At 60.2% G+C, this 16,419-nt stretch carries 14 protein-coding genes; 11 read left to right on the top strand and 3 right to left on the bottom strand.

The features are described 5' to 3' along the window. Positions 1 to 745 precede the first annotated feature (745 nt). Both AB4N43_RS22220 and hmpA read right to left on the bottom strand, forming a co-directional pair. Entirely contained in the window at positions 746 to 1,255 is a 510-nt protein-coding gene (locus tag AB4N43_RS22220; RefSeq protein WP_027922708.1) for a disulfide bond formation protein B, read from the bottom strand. 206 nt (positions 1,256 to 1,461) lie between these two features. Next, positions 1,462 to 2,643, bottom strand: a complete 1,182-nt coding sequence (hmpA, locus tag AB4N43_RS22215) for an NO-inducible flavohemoprotein (RefSeq protein WP_059182187.1) — start codon at positions 2,641 to 2,643, stop codon at positions 1,462 to 1,464. Positions 2,644 to 2,791: 148 nt separating this feature from the next. Between hmpA and norR the strand changes: the two genes are divergently transcribed. The 5 genes from norR to AB4N43_RS22190 all read left to right on the top strand — a co-directional run bounded on the left by norR (position 2,792) and on the right by AB4N43_RS22190 (position 7,216). Next, the gene (gene norR, locus AB4N43_RS22210) at positions 2,792 to 4,342 is read left to right on the top strand and encodes a nitric oxide reductase transcriptional regulator NorR (protein ID WP_027922706.1); all 1,551 of its coding nucleotides are present in this window, start codon (positions 2,792 to 2,794) and stop codon (positions 4,340 to 4,342) included. A 266-nt stretch (positions 4,343 to 4,608) separates the two neighbouring features. Then, entirely contained in the window at positions 4,609 to 5,511 is a 903-nt protein-coding gene (locus AB4N43_RS22205; RefSeq protein WP_027922705.1) for a chemotaxis protein CheV, read from the top strand. Between the two features lie 27 nt (positions 5,512 to 5,538). Further along, entirely contained in the window at positions 5,539 to 5,997 is a 459-nt protein-coding gene (locus AB4N43_RS22200; RefSeq protein ID WP_027922704.1) for a GNAT family N-acetyltransferase, read from the top strand. Positions 5,998 to 6,056: 59 nt separating this feature from the next. Continuing rightward, positions 6,057 to 6,383 (top strand): hypothetical protein, encoded by a 327-nt coding sequence (locus AB4N43_RS22195; protein WP_460151946.1) that lies wholly within the window; start codon positions 6,057 to 6,059, stop codon positions 6,381 to 6,383. A gap of 83 nt (positions 6,384 to 6,466) precedes the next feature. Further along, positions 6,467 to 7,216, top strand: a complete 750-nt coding sequence (locus AB4N43_RS22190) for a YkgJ family cysteine cluster protein (RefSeq protein WP_027922702.1) — start codon at positions 6,467 to 6,469, stop codon at positions 7,214 to 7,216. Positions 7,217 to 7,369: 153 nt separating this feature from the next. On the opposite strand, the gene AB4N43_RS22185 is transcribed toward AB4N43_RS22190, so the two are convergent. Further along, on the bottom strand, positions 7,370 to 7,627 hold the full coding sequence (locus tag AB4N43_RS22185; protein WP_027922701.1) for a hypothetical protein: 258 nt from the start codon (positions 7,625 to 7,627) through the stop codon (positions 7,370 to 7,372). 263 nt (positions 7,628 to 7,890) lie between these two features. Between AB4N43_RS22185 and AB4N43_RS22180 the strand changes: the two genes are divergently transcribed. The 6 genes from AB4N43_RS22180 to AB4N43_RS22155 all read left to right on the top strand — a co-directional run bounded on the left by AB4N43_RS22180 (position 7,891) and on the right by AB4N43_RS22155 (position 16,277). After that, positions 7,891 to 9,051, top strand: coding sequence for an efflux RND transporter periplasmic adaptor subunit (locus AB4N43_RS22180; RefSeq protein ID WP_027922700.1), 1,161 nt, complete (start codon positions 7,891 to 7,893; stop codon positions 9,049 to 9,051). Then, the gene (locus AB4N43_RS22175; protein ID WP_460151945.1) at positions 9,048 to 12,149 is read left to right on the top strand and encodes a multidrug efflux RND transporter permease subunit; all 3,102 of its coding nucleotides are present in this window, start codon (positions 9,048 to 9,050) and stop codon (positions 12,147 to 12,149) included. The genes AB4N43_RS22180 and AB4N43_RS22175 overlap by 4 nt, the downstream gene beginning before the upstream one ends. Before the next feature lie 9 nt (positions 12,150 to 12,158). Next, complete coding sequence (locus AB4N43_RS22170; protein WP_007943491.1) at positions 12,159 to 12,836, top strand: heavy metal response regulator transcription factor; 678 nt, start codon at positions 12,159 to 12,161, stop codon at positions 12,834 to 12,836. Continuing rightward, positions 12,826 to 14,190 (top strand): heavy metal sensor histidine kinase, encoded by a 1,365-nt coding sequence (locus AB4N43_RS22165; RefSeq protein ID WP_194940611.1) that lies wholly within the window; start codon positions 12,826 to 12,828, stop codon positions 14,188 to 14,190. The genes AB4N43_RS22170 and AB4N43_RS22165 overlap by 11 nt, the downstream gene beginning before the upstream one ends. A gap of 162 nt (positions 14,191 to 14,352) precedes the next feature. After that, on the top strand, positions 14,353 to 14,571 hold the full coding sequence (locus AB4N43_RS22160) for a hypothetical protein (protein ID WP_059182184.1): 219 nt from the start codon (positions 14,353 to 14,355) through the stop codon (positions 14,569 to 14,571). A gap of 257 nt (positions 14,572 to 14,828) precedes the next feature. Next, positions 14,829 to 16,277, top strand: a complete 1,449-nt coding sequence (locus tag AB4N43_RS22155) for a sensor domain-containing diguanylate cyclase (protein ID WP_460151944.1) — start codon at positions 14,829 to 14,831, stop codon at positions 16,275 to 16,277. Positions 16,278 to 16,419: the final 142 nt, after the last annotated feature.

Below are 16,419 nucleotides of genomic sequence, written 5' to 3'. Positions count from 1 at the left end.
GGCATTTTTCTTGGATTGAATAAGGGCCGCCCGTCGCGCGTCAGACGCTGCTCGACAAATCCTGGGACAGCGGTAAGTTCTTATTCGAATTCGTGGTCAAAGGCCTTGTTACAGACCAATTCCATTTGGTGCGGATAGTTGGAAGGCTCCGACACCTGGGAGTCGCATGAGGCGTTCAAGCCTCTCGACGCCCTACTTTCTGCTCATGATGAGCAGTGCCGGGAATTCAGTGCGGGCGATTGTAGATATGTAACGATTCATAAACCATGTCTCATCCCGAAATAATTTTTATCCATTCCAGCAACAATCATTAACGGATTTCGCAAAAGTCCGGCATGGTATCGAAATTGATTCTCAACAAAAACACTAAAAATAGTAGGTCTACCTAACGCAGTTCAGACAGCTTCGGGGTGACTGCGCCCTCCCCCTACCCTGCTCAACCCCCTATGTGACAAGGGCTTTGGCAATTTGCCAGACCCTGTTAAAACTGCCTGTTCCAGCATTTCCGGGGTCAGATGATGTGCCGCGGCAACAGACCAATTTTGTTGCCCGCCCCCATGCCAATTCAGCCCCTTGAAATGCCTTGCGACACTCGCGCTGTGACAACATGTCGCACACGTGCCGCACCGTTGCTTGTCGCGCATCAAGGTCTTTTTACCTGGCCTCTGAAAATGCAAAACGCCCCGGCCCCCTCAACGAGGGCCGGGGCGTTTTTATGGATGACGCAGCAGTGCGGCGAACCGCCTCAGCGCAGCGCTTTACGGTTACGCGAAGTGAGCAACGGCACCAGAATCACGATCAGCACGAACGCTAACAGCGCCCATTGCGCCAGCGACAGACCGAGGATCGGCGGGTACGGCGTGGAGCAGAAGCCATCCACCTGGAAGCCCAGCGGGAAGATCTTCGCCAGCGGCAGACCATCGACAATCGGCTGCAGCACATCGATGCCGCAACTGACCGCAGGGTAGAACTGGGTGTAGACGTGATGCCCGGCCACCGCTGTGCCTGCCAGGGCACTGATGACCACCAGCGTCTCGAACACGGTAATGCTGCGACGGGTACGCGTGGCCGCGCCGATGAAGGCAAACACCGCGATAAACAACAACGCATAGCGCTGGAGAATGCACAGCGGGCATGGCGCCTCGCCCAACACAATTTGCATGTACAGCGCGCCGCCGATCAGCGCCAGGCAGATGATGCCCAGTAACACCAGATAGCGCCGTTCGCGCCCCAATCGCATTGTTTCCTCGCTCATCGCGTTTCCCTTTTAGATAGCAGTTGCCGCCAGTCTACACGCAGGCTCGGAGGTTTGAGAGCCTGGCGCGTGCCGGTGGATTGGGGGGAATAAACGATAGGCCGGTTAAGAAGGGATTAACTTTTCTGACTGTCATCAAGAATTGAGACCGTGGTGCGGCCTGCTCGCGAAGAAGGCGACTCGGTCTCCCGAGTCGCCACATACAGTTACTCCAACGCCGAAGCCGGCCCAAAGAACTCATAACGGCTCTGCTTCTCCGGAACCCCCAACGCCTTGAGGTGGCGCTTGATCGCCGCCATGAACCCCTTAGGCCCCAGGAAATAAGCATCCAGGTCACGCTGCTCGGGCAACCACTCGCCCAACTGCTCGCGGCTCAACAACCCGACCTTGTCCGCCGCCGGACTCACACCGTCATCCTCGGCGTAGCAATAGAAGCGCTTGAGTTGCGGATGACGCTCAGCCAACCCATCGATCCAGTCGCGGAAGGCATGCACGCTGCCGTTACGCGCGCAGTGGATAAAATGCACCGGGCGCTCGGTGGCCAGCGCGGCTTCGAGCATCGCCAGTGTCGGAGTAATGCCGACACCGCCGCTGATCAGCACCAGCGGTTTGTCGCTGGCCGTCAGGGTGAATTCACCTGATGGCGGGAACAGCTGGATGCTCGCCCCGACATGCAACTGATCGTGCAAATGGTTGGACGCCCGCCCACCGGTTTCACGCTTGACGCTGATGCGGTACTCGCCCTTGTTTGCCAGCGCCGACAGTGAGTAGTTGCGACGGATCTCTTCGCCGTCGAGGATCAGTTTCATGCCGATGTACTGGCCAGGCTCAGCCTCAAGAATCGGGCCTTTGTCGGCAGGTTCGAAGTAGAACGAGGTGATTTCCGCGCTTTCTTCAACCTTGGCCGTGACGATGAATTCCCGCGCCCCGCGCCAGCCGCCGGGCGCCTGTTCCTTCTGATCGTAGATGCTGGTTTCGGCACCGATCAGAATCTCGGCGAGTTGCCCATAAGCAGCGCCCCAGGCCGCGATGACTTCAGGGGTGGCGATTTCTTCGCCCAGCACTTCGGCGATGGCACGCAGCAGGCAGGTGCCGACAATCGGATAGTGTTCCGGCAGGATTTGCAGGGCCACGTGCTTGTTGATGATCTTGGCCACCAGGTCGCCCAACTGGTCGAGCTGGTCGATGTGCCGTGCGTACATCAAGACACCGTTGGCCAACGCACGCGGCTGATCACCGCTGGCCTGGTGGGCCTGGTTGAACAGCGGGCGGACTTCCGGGTATTCGGAGAGCATCATGCGGTAGAAGTGAGTAATCAGCGCTTCGCCGCCGCTTTCCAGCAACGGTACAGTGGATTTGACGATGGCACGGTCTTGAACGCTCAGCATAAGGACGACTCCGGAGCTTGATGTGTATTTCCTTAGACTTATCAGTTTCCGTGCCAAGTAATAAAACCATATAAATCAATAGTTTAAGAACATCGTAGTCATATCGACACACACTGTTTTATAGTCATGTCGACTACACGGAGTCACTATGACTGCAAAATCCCTGCTCACCGCCCTGCTGCCCCTGGTCTCCGACCTGTCCCGCGAACTGCCCGAAGGCGAGCGTTATCGACGCTTGCTCGAAGCCATGCGCGCCCTGCTCCCCTGCGATGCCGCGGCCCTGCTGCGCCTTGATGGCGAATGGTTGGTGCCGCTGGCCGTCGATGGCTTGAGCACGGACACCCTGGGCCGGCGCTTCAAAATCAGCGAGCACCCGCGATTCGAGGCTTTGCTGAGCAGCCACGGCCCGACCCGTTTTGCGGCCGACAGCGACTTGCCCGACCCTTACGACGGACTGGTCGAGGGTCTCGACGATCATCTGGAAGTCCATGACTGCATGGGTTGCCCGCTGTTCATCGACGAGCGCCCATGGGGTTTGCTGACCCTCGACGCCCTCGACCCGGAGCAATTCGAACCGATCGAACTGGATGCCCTGCAAGCCTTTGCCAGCCTCGCTGCGGCCACAGTCAACGCTGCCGAGCGCATTGAGCGCCTGGCCAACCGCGTCGAAGACGAGCACCAGCGCGCCGAGGTTTACCGTCAAGCCAGCGGTCAGCAGAACCGCGAGTTGATCGGCCAGAGCAAGTCCCACAAACGCTTGGTGGAAGAGATCAACCTGGTGGGTGGCAGCGACCTGACCGTGCTGATCACCGGCGAAACCGGGGTCGGCAAGGAACTGGTCGCGCAGGCGATTCACGCCGCCTCTGCCCGCGCCGACAAACCGATCATCAGCCTCAACTGTGCGGCACTGCCCGACACCTTGGTCGAAAGCGAATTGTTCGGCCATGTGCGCGGCGCGTTCACCGGCGCGATGAATGATCGTCGCGGCAAGTTCGAACTGGCCAATGGCGGCACGCTGTTTCTCGATGAGGTCGGTGAACTGTCACTGACGGTGCAGGCCAAGCTGCTGCGCGTCCTCCAAAGCGGCCAGTTGCAGCGCCTCGGCTCGGACAAGGAACACACAGTGGACGTGCGCCTGATCGCGGCGACCAACCGTGACCTGGCCGAAGAAGTGCGCAACGGTCGCTACCGTGCCGACTTCTACCATCGCTTGAGCGTTTACCCGTTGTTAGTCCCGGCACTGCGCGATCGCGGGCGGGATGTATTGCTGCTCAGCGGCTTCTTCCTGGAGCAAAATCGTTCACGCATGGGCCTCAACAGCCTGCGTTTGAACAGCGACGCCCAGGCGGCCTTGCTGGCCTACAACTGGCCGGGGAATGTGCGGGAGCTGGAGCATTTGATTGGTCGCAGCGCGCTTAAAGCGCTGGGTAATTGCAAGGATCGACCGAAGATTCTCAGCCTGAGTGCGGCGGATCTGGATTTGCCTACTGGCAGTGTCGAGGTGCTTACCGAACAACCCGTCGTCAGCCCTGTGTCATTAGTAGCCGGTGATCTGCGTGAGGCCACGGAGAATTATCAGCGGCAATTGATCAGCGCTTGCCTGGAGCGGCATCACAACAACTGGGCGAGCGCGGCGCGCGAGTTGGGCCTGGATCGGGCGAACCTCGGGAGGATGGCCAAGCGCCTAGGGATGAAATAACCCCCCCACTGTGGCGAGGGAGCTTGCTCCCGCTCGGCTGCGAAGCAGCCGCAAAACCTGAAAATGCGGATAGTCTGAAAACACACATCACCTGATCGGGAGTGCTTCGCACTCCAGCGGGAGCAAGCTCCCTCGCCACAGGGTTCGCCGTTGGGCCGGGAATGGGTATTTAGCCTAAAGCCTGCCCCCAACAAGTCGATAACCCGGCATCAATAGTTTTTGGCGACTTTTTACTCGCCCATCACCTTTTTCCACAGAAGGTTTTTATGTCCACCAACAAAGCCCGCGCAGATTCACTTTCGCTTTTGCTGTTTACCTTGCGCAGCGGCAAGCTGATGGCGATCAACCTGCTCAAAGTCAGCGAAATCATCCCCTGCCCGCCGCTGACCCGGCTGCCGGAGTCGCATCCTCACGTTAAAGGCATCGCCACCCTGCGCGGCGCTTCGTTGTCAGTAATCGACCTGAGCCGTGCCATCGGCGAACGCCCGCTGGAAGACCCGAACGGTGGCTGCCTGATCGTCACCGACGTCAGTCGCTCCAAGCAGGGCCTGCATGTTCAGGCCGTGAGCAAGATCGTCCACTGCCTCACCACCGACATCCGCCCGCCACCCTTTGGTTCCGGCGGCGTGCGCTCGTACATCACCGGCGTGACCTCGGTCGACGGCACGCTGGTGCAAGTGCTGGACATCGAAAAAGTCATCCACGGCATCGCCCCGGCACAGATCGAAACGGCCCCCACCGAACTGAGCATGGAAGACGCTGAAGTACTGGGCAGCGCACGCATTCTGGTGGTCGATGACAGCCAGGTCGCCCTGCAACAATCCGTGCATACCCTGCGCAACCTCGGCCTGCAATGCCACACCGCCCGCAGCGCCAAGGAGGCCATCGACTGCCTGCTGGACCTGCAAGGCACGGCCCAGCAGATCAACCTGATCGTCTCGGACATCGAAATGTCGGAGATGGACGGCTACGCGTTCACCCGCACCCTGCGCGAGACGCCGGACTTCTCGCACCTTTATGTGCTGCTGCACACATCGCTGGACAGCGCGATGAACAGTGAGAAAGCGCGTCTGGCCGGGGCCAACGCGGTGCTGACCAAGTTCTCTTCGCCCGAACTGACCAAATGCCTGATCGAGGCGGCCCGGGCTGTCGCTGAACAAGGTCATTAAGAGGTGGCCGAGCACTTTTGCTATTTGATGCGGCGCAACCTCGCCGAGGCTGTGCCGGTGATCACCTGGCCTGAAGGCATCGTCCTCAGCCAATACCGCCCTGAATTGGCAGTCGCCGTTCATCACTTGATGGAACAGGGTTACCAGGACGGTGGCGGCCGCGTCCCGATACTGGAGGTGTGGCAGCAGCGGTTTGAAACCGATCCCGAATACGATCCAGCCCTGTGTTTCATTGCGCTGGATGCCGACGGCATCGTCGGTGTATGCCAGTGCTGGACCAGCGCCTACATCAAGAACCTGGTGGTCCACCCGCGGGCGCAACGCCTCGGGCTGGGCCGCGCCTTGTTGCTGCAGGCGTTTCACGTGTTTCAGCAACGTCGGGAAGGGTTTGTCGATTTGAAGGTATTGGAAGACAACCTTCGGGCGCAGCGGCTGTATGAAAGTGCCGGGATGTATGTGGTCCGCCGGGAGCCGGTTCCCGTCTGACCCGCGTCATCAGACCTTAAGGCATACTCGGCCATACAAACCCAATGGATGCCCGACCAATGAAAGCCGCCACCCTGACCTTCCTCTGCCTCACCGCCCTCGCCTCCCAGGCCCACGCCTCCAGCCCCGACGCCTGGGCCGCCTACGACAAAGCCGTCCTCACCAGTTGCACCAAAGCCAGCGGCCAGAAAAACGCCAAGCCCGTCGGCAACCCTGCGCAATTCGATGACCGGGTCGACTACACCGCCCTCCTGCTGCAAGGCCAATACCCGCAAAAACACATGAAAGGCCAGCAAGGCACCGAGCTGTGCCTCTACAACAAGAAGACAAAAACCGCCTATGTGACCGAGTGGGACTCCGTTCACCCGACCGCCAAGTCCCAGTGAATGGCGCATAACTTGCTTCATCGCTGAGCAGTGCGGTGACATTCTGTCGCCGTTTCTTGCCCTCACATGCGGCCCGGCGATCAATGAACACAACGTTTTCCTGCGTAGGTTGCGGCAAGTGCTGCACCGACCACCACGTCCCCCTGACCCTGGCGGAAGCCCGCATGTGGGCGGCCGATGGCGGTCAAGTGATCGTGCTGGTCGAGGGTTTTCTGGGTAACGGCCTGGGCTTGCCGGTGCAGCAACGCGAACACGCCGAACGCCGTTCGGTGCTGGTTCGAAGCGGCGCGTCCGAGGCGTACGTGGCGATCACCTTCGCCGCCTATAACGTCGGTCGCTGCCGGAATCTTGACGAAGACAACCTGTGCCGCATCTACGAGCGCCGACCGCTGGTGTGCCGTATCTACCCGGCAGAAATCAACCCGCACATCCTGCTGAACACAGCGATCAAGGATTGTCCGCCCGAGTCATGGGAACAGGGCCCGGATTTGATCATCGGCGGTCAGGTGGTGGATCAGGAGCTGGTGGAGTTGATCCAGCGTTCTCGCCAGGCGGATCGCGATGATATTCAGGCCAAGGACGCGATTTGCGCGTTGCTGGGGATTCGCACGACAGCGCTGAAGGGCGATGGGTTTACCGCTTATCTGCCGGACATGAACGCGTTTGCCACGGTTATTGATCAAGTGTCAGCGCAACCACTGGCGGCGCCGGAGGGTGAGTGGCTGTTTCATGTGTCGGGGGATGACATTGCCGGGCAGGTGCAGGCGGCGGGTGCGCAACTGGTGACTGAAGCACCGGTGAACTATGCGTTTATTTCGTTGCGGGCGGCTTGATTCAGGATTGATGTCGCCGGGTATGGCCCATCGCGAGCAAGCTCGCCCCCACAGTGGTTCTTCGTCGTACACAGAATCTGTGACCTGTGACGTTAACTGTAGGAGTGAGCCTGCTCGCGATGACGGCAGATCAGGCACCGCTCAAGTCAAATCCTAGCGCTTGCCCATCGAACGACGCGTACCCGGAGGCGCCGCCCCAGGCGTCTTGGTATGACCATTCTTCGCGCCATTCTTGTACCAGGGCTGACTGGCGTTCTTCGCGGCAGCCAGATCACCTGGTTTGAACGGGAACTTGAACGCCGGGATCGCGGTTTTGGTTTCGCTGTCTGCGCTGGAGTCGACGCTGTCTGGCAGGTCTGCCTGGTCGTCGCTCAAAGCGTCGGCAACCGGCGGTTGTGTCGGGGAAGTCATGAAAGCTCCGGGTGATGCACATAGAGTCGGGCCCGGTCAGCGAGCCGCGAAAGGCGGCAGTATACCTGTGTCGAGAGCCGCAAGCTTCACACCGCGCGTGAGTCCGTCGGGTTTTGTGCTGGCGGGCCCATCGCCGCAAATTTGAAAATCCCAAACTGACAGCCCCGTCAGTTAGCAGTCACCTTCCTGACGGGCTGACAGGGTTATAAAGAAGGGTATAAACCTGAAAATACCCCAACCTCTCAGCCCGGCGCCCCACTCGCATGCGAATTCAGAAAAAACCCGCCTTGATCGCAGGTCTGCTAATGGCCTTGGCAGCGCTGGGCACCTGGTACCTCGTCAAACCGGCCACCGCCAAGCTCACCGCCCCGACCGCCATCCCGGTGCGCGTGGTCAACGTCGTTGAGAAAGATGTGCCGCGTTATGTCAGCGGTATCGGGTCGGTGTTGTCCTTGCACAGTGTGGTGGTGCGCCCGCAGATCGACGGCATTCTCACCAAAATCATGGTCAAGGAAGGCCAATTGGTGAACAAAGGTGACCTGTTGGCCACCATCGATGACCGCTCGATCCGTGCCAGCCTCGATCAGGCCCGCGCTCAACTGGGAGAAAACCAGGCGCAGTTGCAAGTGGCACTGGTCAACCTCAAGCGTTACAAATTACTGAGCGTTGATGACGGCGTGTCCAAACAGACCTACGACCAGCAACAAGCGCTGGTCAATCAGCTCAAGGCCACCGCCCAGGGCAACCAGGCTTCAATCGACGCCGCTCAGGTGCAGCTCTCCTACACACAGATTCACTCGCCGGTCACCGGGCGCGTCGGTATTCGTACAGTGGATGAAGGCAACTTCCTGCGCATGACCGACGCCCAGGGCCTGTTCACGGTGACGCAGATCGACCCCATCGCCGTTGAGTTCTCCCTGCCGCAGCAAATGTTGCCGACCCTGCAAGGGCTGATCGGCGACCCGCAACGCGCACAAGTGAAAGCCTACATTGGCGCCGACACCGACGGTGAAACCGGCAATTTGCTGGGCGAAGGTCACTTGACCCTGATCGATAACCAGATCAACGCCAACACCGGCACCATCCGCGCCAAGGCCGAATTCAACAACCCCGGGCAGAAACTCTGGCCGGGCCTGCTGGTGACGGTAAAAATTCAGACTGCCTTGGAGAAAGATGCGCTGGTGGTGCCACCCACCGTCGTACAACGCGGTCCCGATCAACACTTCGTGTACCGGGTCAACGGCGACAAAGTGGAAACCGTGACCGTGCAGGTGGTTGCCCAAGGCAGCAGTCAGGACATCATCAAAGGCGTGAAACCGGGCGATGTGCTGGTCAGTGATGGCCAGTCGCGACTCAAACCGGGGTCGACCGTGCAGGTCATGAGCGATCCGCCACAAGTGGTGCAAACGGAGCCGAAGCCATGAAGGGCCACGGCTCGGTCTCGGCCTGGTGCATCGATCACCCGGTCGCCACCATCCTGCTGACCTTTGCGCTGGTGCTGCTCGGCGCCATTGCCTTCCCGCGCCTGCCGATTGCGCCGCTGCCGGAAGCCGAATTCCCGACCATTCAGGTGGCCGCGCAATTGCCCGGCGCCAGCCCGGAGACCATGGCGTCGTCGGTGGCCACGCCGCTTGAAGTGCAATTCAGCGCCATTCCCGGCGTGACCCAAATGACGTCGAGCAGCGCCTTGGGCTCGACCAACCTGACCCTGCAATTCACCCTCGAAAAAAGCATCGACACCGCCGCCCAGGAAGTCCAGGCCGCGATCAACACCGCCGCCGGCAAACTGCCCAAGGACATGCCAACACTGCCGACCTGGCGCAAGGTCAACCCCGCCGACAGCCCGGTGCTGATCCTCAGCGTCAACTCCACGCAAATGCCCGGCACCGAGCTCAGTGACCTGGTGGAAACCCTGCTGTCCCGCCAGATCAGCCAGATCGAAGGCGTAGGCCAGATCAACATCACCGGTCAGCAACGTCCGGCGATTCGCGTTCAAGCCTCGGCGGACAAACTCGCCGCTATCGGCCTGACCTTGGCCGACATACGTCTGGCAATCCAGAACACCAGCCTCAACCTGGCCAAAGGTGCGTTGTACGGCGAGTCGAGCATTTCCACGCTGTCGACCAACGACCAGTTGTTTCACCCCGAGGAATACAGCCAACTCATCGTCTCCTACAAGGACGGCGCTCCGGTTCACCTGCGGGATGTCGCCAAAGTCGTCAACGGGTCAGAAAATGCCTACGTGCAAGCCTGGGCCGGTGACAAGCCGGGGGTGAACCTGGTGATTTCCCGGCAACCAGGCGCGAACATCGTCGAGACCGTGGATCGAATTCAAGCCGCGTTGCCGGCGCTGGAAGCCATGCTCCCCGCCTCGGTGCAGGTCGAGGTACTGGTCGACCGCACCCAGACCATCCGCGCGTCCTTGCATGAAGTGGAAATCACCTTGCTGATCGCGATCATGTTGGTGGTGGCGGTGATGGCGCTGTTCCTGCGCCAATGGTCGGCGACGCTGATTGTGTCTGCAGTGTTGGGCGTTTCCCTGATCGCGAGTTTCGCCCTGATGTACATCATGGGCTTCAGCCTGAACAACCTGACCCTGGTGGCGATTGTGGTGGCCGTGGGGTTTGTGGTCGACGATGCGATTGTGGTGGTCGAGAACATTCACCGACACCTTGAGGCTGGCGAGGGCATGCGCGAAGCGGCGATCAAGGGCGCGGGCGAGATTGGTTTTACCGTGGTCTCGATCAGTTTCTCGCTGGTGGCGGCGTTCATTCCGCTGCTGTTCATGGGCGGCGTGGTCGGGCGGCTGTTCAAGGAATTCGCCCTGACCGCGACGTCGACGATCATGATTTCGGTGGTGGTGTCGCTGACCCTGGCGCCGACGCTGGCCGCGCTGTTCATGCGTGCGCCGGTGCACCACGCCCACAGCAAACCGACGTTCGGCGAACGCTTGGTGGGCGGCTATGAAAAACTGCTGCGCCGCGCCCTCGCCCATCAGAAATTGATGATCGGCGTGTTTGGTCTTTCCCTGTGCCTGGCCGTCGTCGGTTACATCTTCATTCCGAAGGGCTTCTTCCCGGTGCAGGACACCGGTTTTGTCCTCGGCACCACCGAAGCAGCCGCCGACATTTCCTACGGCGACATGGTGAAAAAACACCTGGCGATGGCCGAGATCGTCGCGGCGGATCCGGCGGTTGCGGCGTTTTCCCACTCGGTCGGGGTGTCGGGCAGTAACCAGACCATCGCCAACGGGCGCTTCTGGATTTCCCTGAAAAAACGCGGCGACCGCGACGTCTCCGCCAGCCAGTTCATCGACCGGATTCGCCCACAACTGATGAAAGTCCCCGGCATCGTGCTGTACCTGCGCGCCGGCCAGGACATCAACCTCAGCTCCGGCCCGAGCCGCGCCCAGTACCAATACGTGCTCAAGAGCAACGACGGCGCGACCCTCAGCACCTGGACCCAGCGCCTCACGGAAAAACTGCGCAGCAACCCGGCGTTCCGCGATATTTCCAATGACCTGCAACTGGGCGGCAGCATCACCCACATCAGCATCGACCGCAGCGCCGCGGCGCGTTTCGGCCTGACCGCCAGTGACGTCGACGAAGCGCTGTACGATGCGTTCGGTCAACGACAGGTCAATGAATTCCAGACCCAGATCAACCAGTACAACGTGATTCTGGAACTGGACACCCAGCAACGCGGCAAAGCCGAAAGCCTCAACTACTTCTACCTGCGCTCGCCGCTGAGTGGGGAAATGGTGCCGCTGTCGGCGCTGGCCAAATTTGACGCACCCACGGTCGGTCCGTTGTCCATCGCCCACGACGGCATGTTCCCGGCCGCCAACTTGTCGTTCAACCTCGCGCCTGGCGTGGCGTTGGGCGATGCGGTGATCATGCTCAACCAGGCCAAGGCCGACATCGGCATGCCAGCGGCCATGAGCGGCAATTTCCAGGGCGCGGCCCAGGCATTCCAGAGTTCGCTGGCCAGCCAGCCGTGGCTGATTCTGGCGGCGCTGGTGGCGGTGTACATCATTCTCGGCGTGCTTTACGAGAGCTTCGTGCATCCGCTGACCATCATCTCGACGCTGCCGTCGGCGGGGCTGGGGGCGGTGATCATGTTGTGGATTTGCGGCCAGGACTTTTCGATCATGGCGCTGATCGGGCTGGTGCTGCTGATCGGTATCGTGAAGAAGAACGGCATCCTGATGATCGACTTCGCGCTAGACGCCCAGCGCAACCGTGGCTTGCCGCCGGAAGAGGCGATTTTCCAGGCCTGTATCACGCGGTTCCGACCGATCATCATGACCACCCTCGCCGCCTTGCTCGGTGCGCTGCCACTGATGCTCGGCTACGGCACCGGCGCCGAACTGCGCCAGCCCCTGGGTATCGCGGTGGTTGGCGGCTTGCTGGTGAGCCAGGCGCTGACGCTGTTCACCACTCCGGTCATATACTTGTGGCTTGAGCGGCTATTTCACGGGCCCAAACCTTCGCCGGTACCGGCGTTGGCGACCACAGACTGAGGCGGGGTCATGCGCGTTCTGATTATCGAAGACGAAGAAAAAACCGCGGACTATTTGCACCGCGGCCTGACGGAACAGGGGTACACCGTGGATGTGGCGCGGGACGGCGTTGAAGGCCTGCACCTCGCGCTGGAAAGTGACTACGCGGTGATCGTCCTCGACGTCATGCTGCCGGGCCTCGACGGCTTCGGCGTGCTGCGCGCCTTGCGTGCGCGCAAGCAAACTCCGGTGATCATGCTCACCGCCCGCGAGCGCGTCGAAGATCGCATCAAAGGCTTGCGCGACGGCGCTGACGATTACCTCGGCAAGCCGTTTTCCTTCCTTGAACTGGTGGCGCGCCTGCAAGCGCTGACCCGGCGCAGCGGCGGTCACGAACCGGTACAAGTGAGTATCGCTGACCTGTGGATAGATTTGATCAGCCGCAAAGCGACCCGCGCCGGCACACGCCTGGACCTGACCGCCAAAGAGTTCTCGCTGCTGAGTGTGCTGGCTCGTCGGCAAGGCGAAATCCTCTCGAAAACGGCGATTGCCGAGATGGTCTGGGACATCAATTTCGACAGCGACGCCAACGTCGTCGAGGTCGCGATCAAGCGTCTGCGGGCCAAGCTCGACGGGCCGTTCGACGAGAAGCTGCTGCACACGATTCGTGGCATGGGTTATGTGCTGGAGAGCCGTGGTGTCCAGTAACTCCATCGCACTGCGCCTGAGCGGGATGTTCACGTTGGTGGCGCTGTTGGTGTTTTTGTTGATCGGCTGGGCGTTGTATCAGCAGGTCGACAAGGGCCTGGGTCTGTTGCCCGAAGCCGAGCTGGATGCGCGCTACAGCGTGCTCGAATCCACGGTTGGCCGTTACGGCACGCCCGAGCATTGGGTGAAGATCAACAACAAGCTCAAGCTGCTTGGCGAGGAAGACAAGCGCATCAGTTTCTGGATTATCAGCGGCGATCCGACGTACGAATATGGCAACCCGACGCCGCAGATTCGCGCCTTCGCCGAAGGGCCGCTGGGCATGCGCGACTTGCAGTTGCCGGATCATCCTTATCCGCTGAAAGTGCTGGTGAGCCAGTTCCCGGCCAAGGATCAACGCCCACCGCTGCGCTTCATGATCGGCATCGACACCGAAACATTTTTCGAGACTCAGCATCACCTGCTGATCGCGCTGATCAGCCTGGCGATTGTCGGCGTGTTGCTGGCGTCCGCGTTAGGGTACTGGGTGGCGCGCATCGGCCTTAAACCCTTGATCAAACTGTCCCAGGAAGCCCAGCGCCTGGCGCCGCCGCTGCGTTCCGGACGCTTGCGCCTGTCGTCGCTGCCGCCGGAGTTGAATCAATTCGTCAACTCGTTCAACTCCACACTGGAGCGGGTTGAGCAGGCCTATTCGCGGCTGGAGTCGTTCAACGCCGACGTCGCCCATGAATTGCGCTCGCCGCTGACCAACCTGATCGGCCAGACCCAGGTCGCGCTGACGCGCGGGCGCTCGGCCGAACACTATTTTGAAGTGCTGCAATCGAACCTCGAAGAACTGGAACGGCTGCGCTCGATCATCAACGACATGCTGTTTCTCGCCAGCGCGGACCAGGGCAGCAAGGCCACCAAACTGACGTCCACTTCCCTCGCCGTTGAAGTGGCGACAACGCTGGAGTATCTGGATTTCATTCTTGAGGATGCACAGGTTCAGGTGCAGGTCAGCGGCGATGCGCAGGTGCGGATCGAGATCGCGCATCTGCGCCGGGCGTTGATCAATTTACTGAGCAACGCGGTGCAGCACACTGAGCCCGGGCAAGTGATTCAGGTACGGATCGAGGTTGAGGAACATCAAGTGAGCATTGGTGTGGCCAACCCTGGATCGCCGATTGCCAGTGAGCATCTGCCACGGTTGTTTGAACGGTTTTATCGGGTGGATGCGTCGCGCAGCAACAGTGGCAACAATCACGGATTGGGGCTGGCGATCGTCAAGGCGATTGCGCTGATGCATGGCGGCGATGTGTTTGTGCGCAGCGACCACGGCATGAATACCTTCGGTATTCACCTCCCCGTCTGACCCCACCCATGATCATTCCCACGCAGAGCTTGGGAATGATCACTGGCAAACTGTTGCTTCTGGCGCAACAGTCCTTTCTTCGATTGGCTCTGTTTCCCATCGGCCAAGATCCTTATCTTTGCCCGCACCAAACAGCACTTGCCAAGCAAGAAGGTTTAAAAGATGTCCAACATTACGGGTATTGCCAGCGCTTTCGTTTTGTCCTCATTGTTTCTGTCTCCGTTCGCAATCGCGGAAGAGTCGCAGACGTTCGTCGCGCAAAATGCTGCACGCGCCGCCGCCTACGATCAGAGCGAAATGACGGCCAAGGCTCAAGACGCCGCGCAAACCCCTCAAGCGTCCACTTCCGCCACCCAGCAACGGGTTGAGAAAGACAGCTGACTCATCGAACACCTGTTTCCCTCGACACTTTTCATCGGCTCTTCCCTTTGAAAAGTTGTCTTCAAAGCCGCTGCTATCAGCGGCTTTTTTTCATTGGGGATTGGCGCAAGTGCGTTCCCGCTCAATGTCTTCTAAGCTTGAATAAGTAAAGGCCAGCGCGTTTTGCTGGCCTTTTTTATGCTCTTCAAGCAGACAAACGCCCCATGCCAGTGAGCCCCCCCCAACACCTATCAGGCAAGACCGGACGACCTGAGCTCATGGTGATGCTTGGCAGCCTGCTGACGGTGATCGCGATTCTCAGCATCGTCGCGTTTCTGCTGATCCGCGAACACGCCAACGCCCAGCAGGCCGCGACCCGCGGCGCGACCACCATTGCGCAGTTGATCGACACAGACGTGCTGCGCACCGTCGAGCTCTACGACTTGACCCTGCAAGGCCTGATTGCCGCGTCGCAGCGCGAAGACCTGAAACAGGTTTCGCCGCAGATTCGCCATCTGGTGCTGTTCGATCGCTCCACCACCGCGCGCTTCAAGGGCGATATTTTGTTGTTGGACAAGCACGGGGACGTCCTCGCCGACTCATCGCTGATCGATCCCAAGCCCGGCAACTTTGCGGACCGCGACTATTTCCTCGCCCATGCGTTTAACAGTGACACCGGCATGTTCATCAGCCGGCCATTCAAGCCCCGCTGCGACTGCGACGACAGCGAGGAATGGCGGATCAGCTTCAGTCGACGCATCTCCTCGTCCACTGGCGAGTTTCTCGGCGTCGCCGTGGCATCGATGCGCCTCGCGTACTTCGAACAATTATTCAACAGCCTGGACATCGGCAACGACAGCACCCTGAGCATCATCAATGACGACGGCATTCTGCTCGCACAAAAACCTCATCTGATCAACGACCCCATCGGCAAGAACTTCGCCGGCAGGCCCAATGTCATGCGCATCCTGCGTGAGGGCGCGGGCAGCTTCGACAGCGTGTCGAGCGTCGATCATCTACAACGCCTGTACACCTTTTCCAGGGTCGGCAACCTGCCGTTGACGGTCATCGTCGCGCTCTCCGGCAACGAAGTGTTCGCCACCTGGAAGCGCACCGCGATTGTCATCAGCGGTGCCACCGGCGTGCTGTGCATCGGCCTGCTCTGGCTGACCTGGTTGCTGTGCCGCGAGCTACGCCTGCGCCATCACGCCGAACAGGAGTTGGCACTTTTGGCCGCCACCGATGCCCTGACCGGTGTCGCCAACCGCCGAACCCTGGATCAGACCCTGCGCCATGAGTGGTTTCGTGCTCAACGCTCGGGTAAGCCGCTGTCGGTGCTGATGGTTGATGCAGACCACTTCAAGGCGTTCAACGATCGCCATGGCCATCAGGGTGGCGATGATGCGTTGCGGGCCGTGGCCAAGGTGATCTGCACCAATGTACGGCGGCCCGGGGACCTGGTGGCGCGGTATGGCGGTGAGGAGTTCTCGGTGATCCTGGCGGAAACGGACAACGCAGGGGCCCGGCAGATTGCCGAAAAAATCCGCGTGGCAGTGGAGCAGATGCCATTGGTGGCGGGGGCGGAAACACCGATCACTGTCAGTATCGGGATCAGTACCTGGACGACGGAAAAGGAAATCAGTCTGGAGCAGTTGCTGTTTATGGCGGACAAAGCGCTGTATCAGGCCAAGGAAGGTGGGCGCAATCGGGTGGTGACTGCGCAGTGAGTCCTGCGTTGCAGCGCAGGGCCTCATCGCGGGCAAGCCCGGCTCCCAAGTAATGCGTCGGAGCTAAATCTGTGGCTCTCCAAATAACCTGTGGGAGCCGGGCTTGCCCGCGATGAGGCCGGAACGAACATCGCACGACTTT

Source organism: Pseudomonas sp. S2_B07, assembly GCF_054668435.1.
This window is presented reverse-complemented; position numbering and strand designations above follow the sequence as displayed.

Bases quoted from the DNA above. Each gene is read 5' to 3' on its own strand.
- AB4N43_RS22220 (WP_027922708.1), bottom strand. From the start codon at position 1,255: ATGAGCGAGGAAACAATGCGATTGGGGCGCGAACGGCGCTATCTGGTG.
- hmpA (WP_059182187.1), bottom strand. From the start codon at position 2,643: ATGCTGAGCGTTCAAGACCGTGCCATCGTCAAATCCACTGTACCGTTG.
- norR (WP_027922706.1), top strand. From the start codon at position 2,792: ATGACTGCAAAATCCCTGCTCACCGCCCTGCTGCCCCTGGTCTCCGAC.
- AB4N43_RS22205 (WP_027922705.1), top strand. From the start codon at position 4,609: ATGTCCACCAACAAAGCCCGCGCAGATTCACTTTCGCTTTTGCTGTTT.
- AB4N43_RS22200 (WP_027922704.1), top strand. From the start codon at position 5,539: ATGCGGCGCAACCTCGCCGAGGCTGTGCCGGTGATCACCTGGCCTGAA.
- AB4N43_RS22195 (WP_460151946.1), top strand. From the start codon at position 6,057: ATGAAAGCCGCCACCCTGACCTTCCTCTGCCTCACCGCCCTCGCCTCC.
- AB4N43_RS22190 (WP_027922702.1), top strand. From the start codon at position 6,467: ATGAACACAACGTTTTCCTGCGTAGGTTGCGGCAAGTGCTGCACCGAC.
- AB4N43_RS22185 (WP_027922701.1), bottom strand. From the start codon at position 7,627: ATGACTTCCCCGACACAACCGCCGGTTGCCGACGCTTTGAGCGACGAC.
- AB4N43_RS22180 (WP_027922700.1), top strand. From the start codon at position 7,891: ATGCGAATTCAGAAAAAACCCGCCTTGATCGCAGGTCTGCTAATGGCC.
- AB4N43_RS22175 (WP_460151945.1), top strand. From the start codon at position 9,048: ATGAAGGGCCACGGCTCGGTCTCGGCCTGGTGCATCGATCACCCGGTC.
- AB4N43_RS22170 (WP_007943491.1), top strand. From the start codon at position 12,159: ATGCGCGTTCTGATTATCGAAGACGAAGAAAAAACCGCGGACTATTTG.
- AB4N43_RS22160 (WP_059182184.1), top strand. From the start codon at position 14,353: ATGTCCAACATTACGGGTATTGCCAGCGCTTTCGTTTTGTCCTCATTG.
- AB4N43_RS22155 (WP_460151944.1), top strand. From the start codon at position 14,829: ATGGTGATGCTTGGCAGCCTGCTGACGGTGATCGCGATTCTCAGCATC.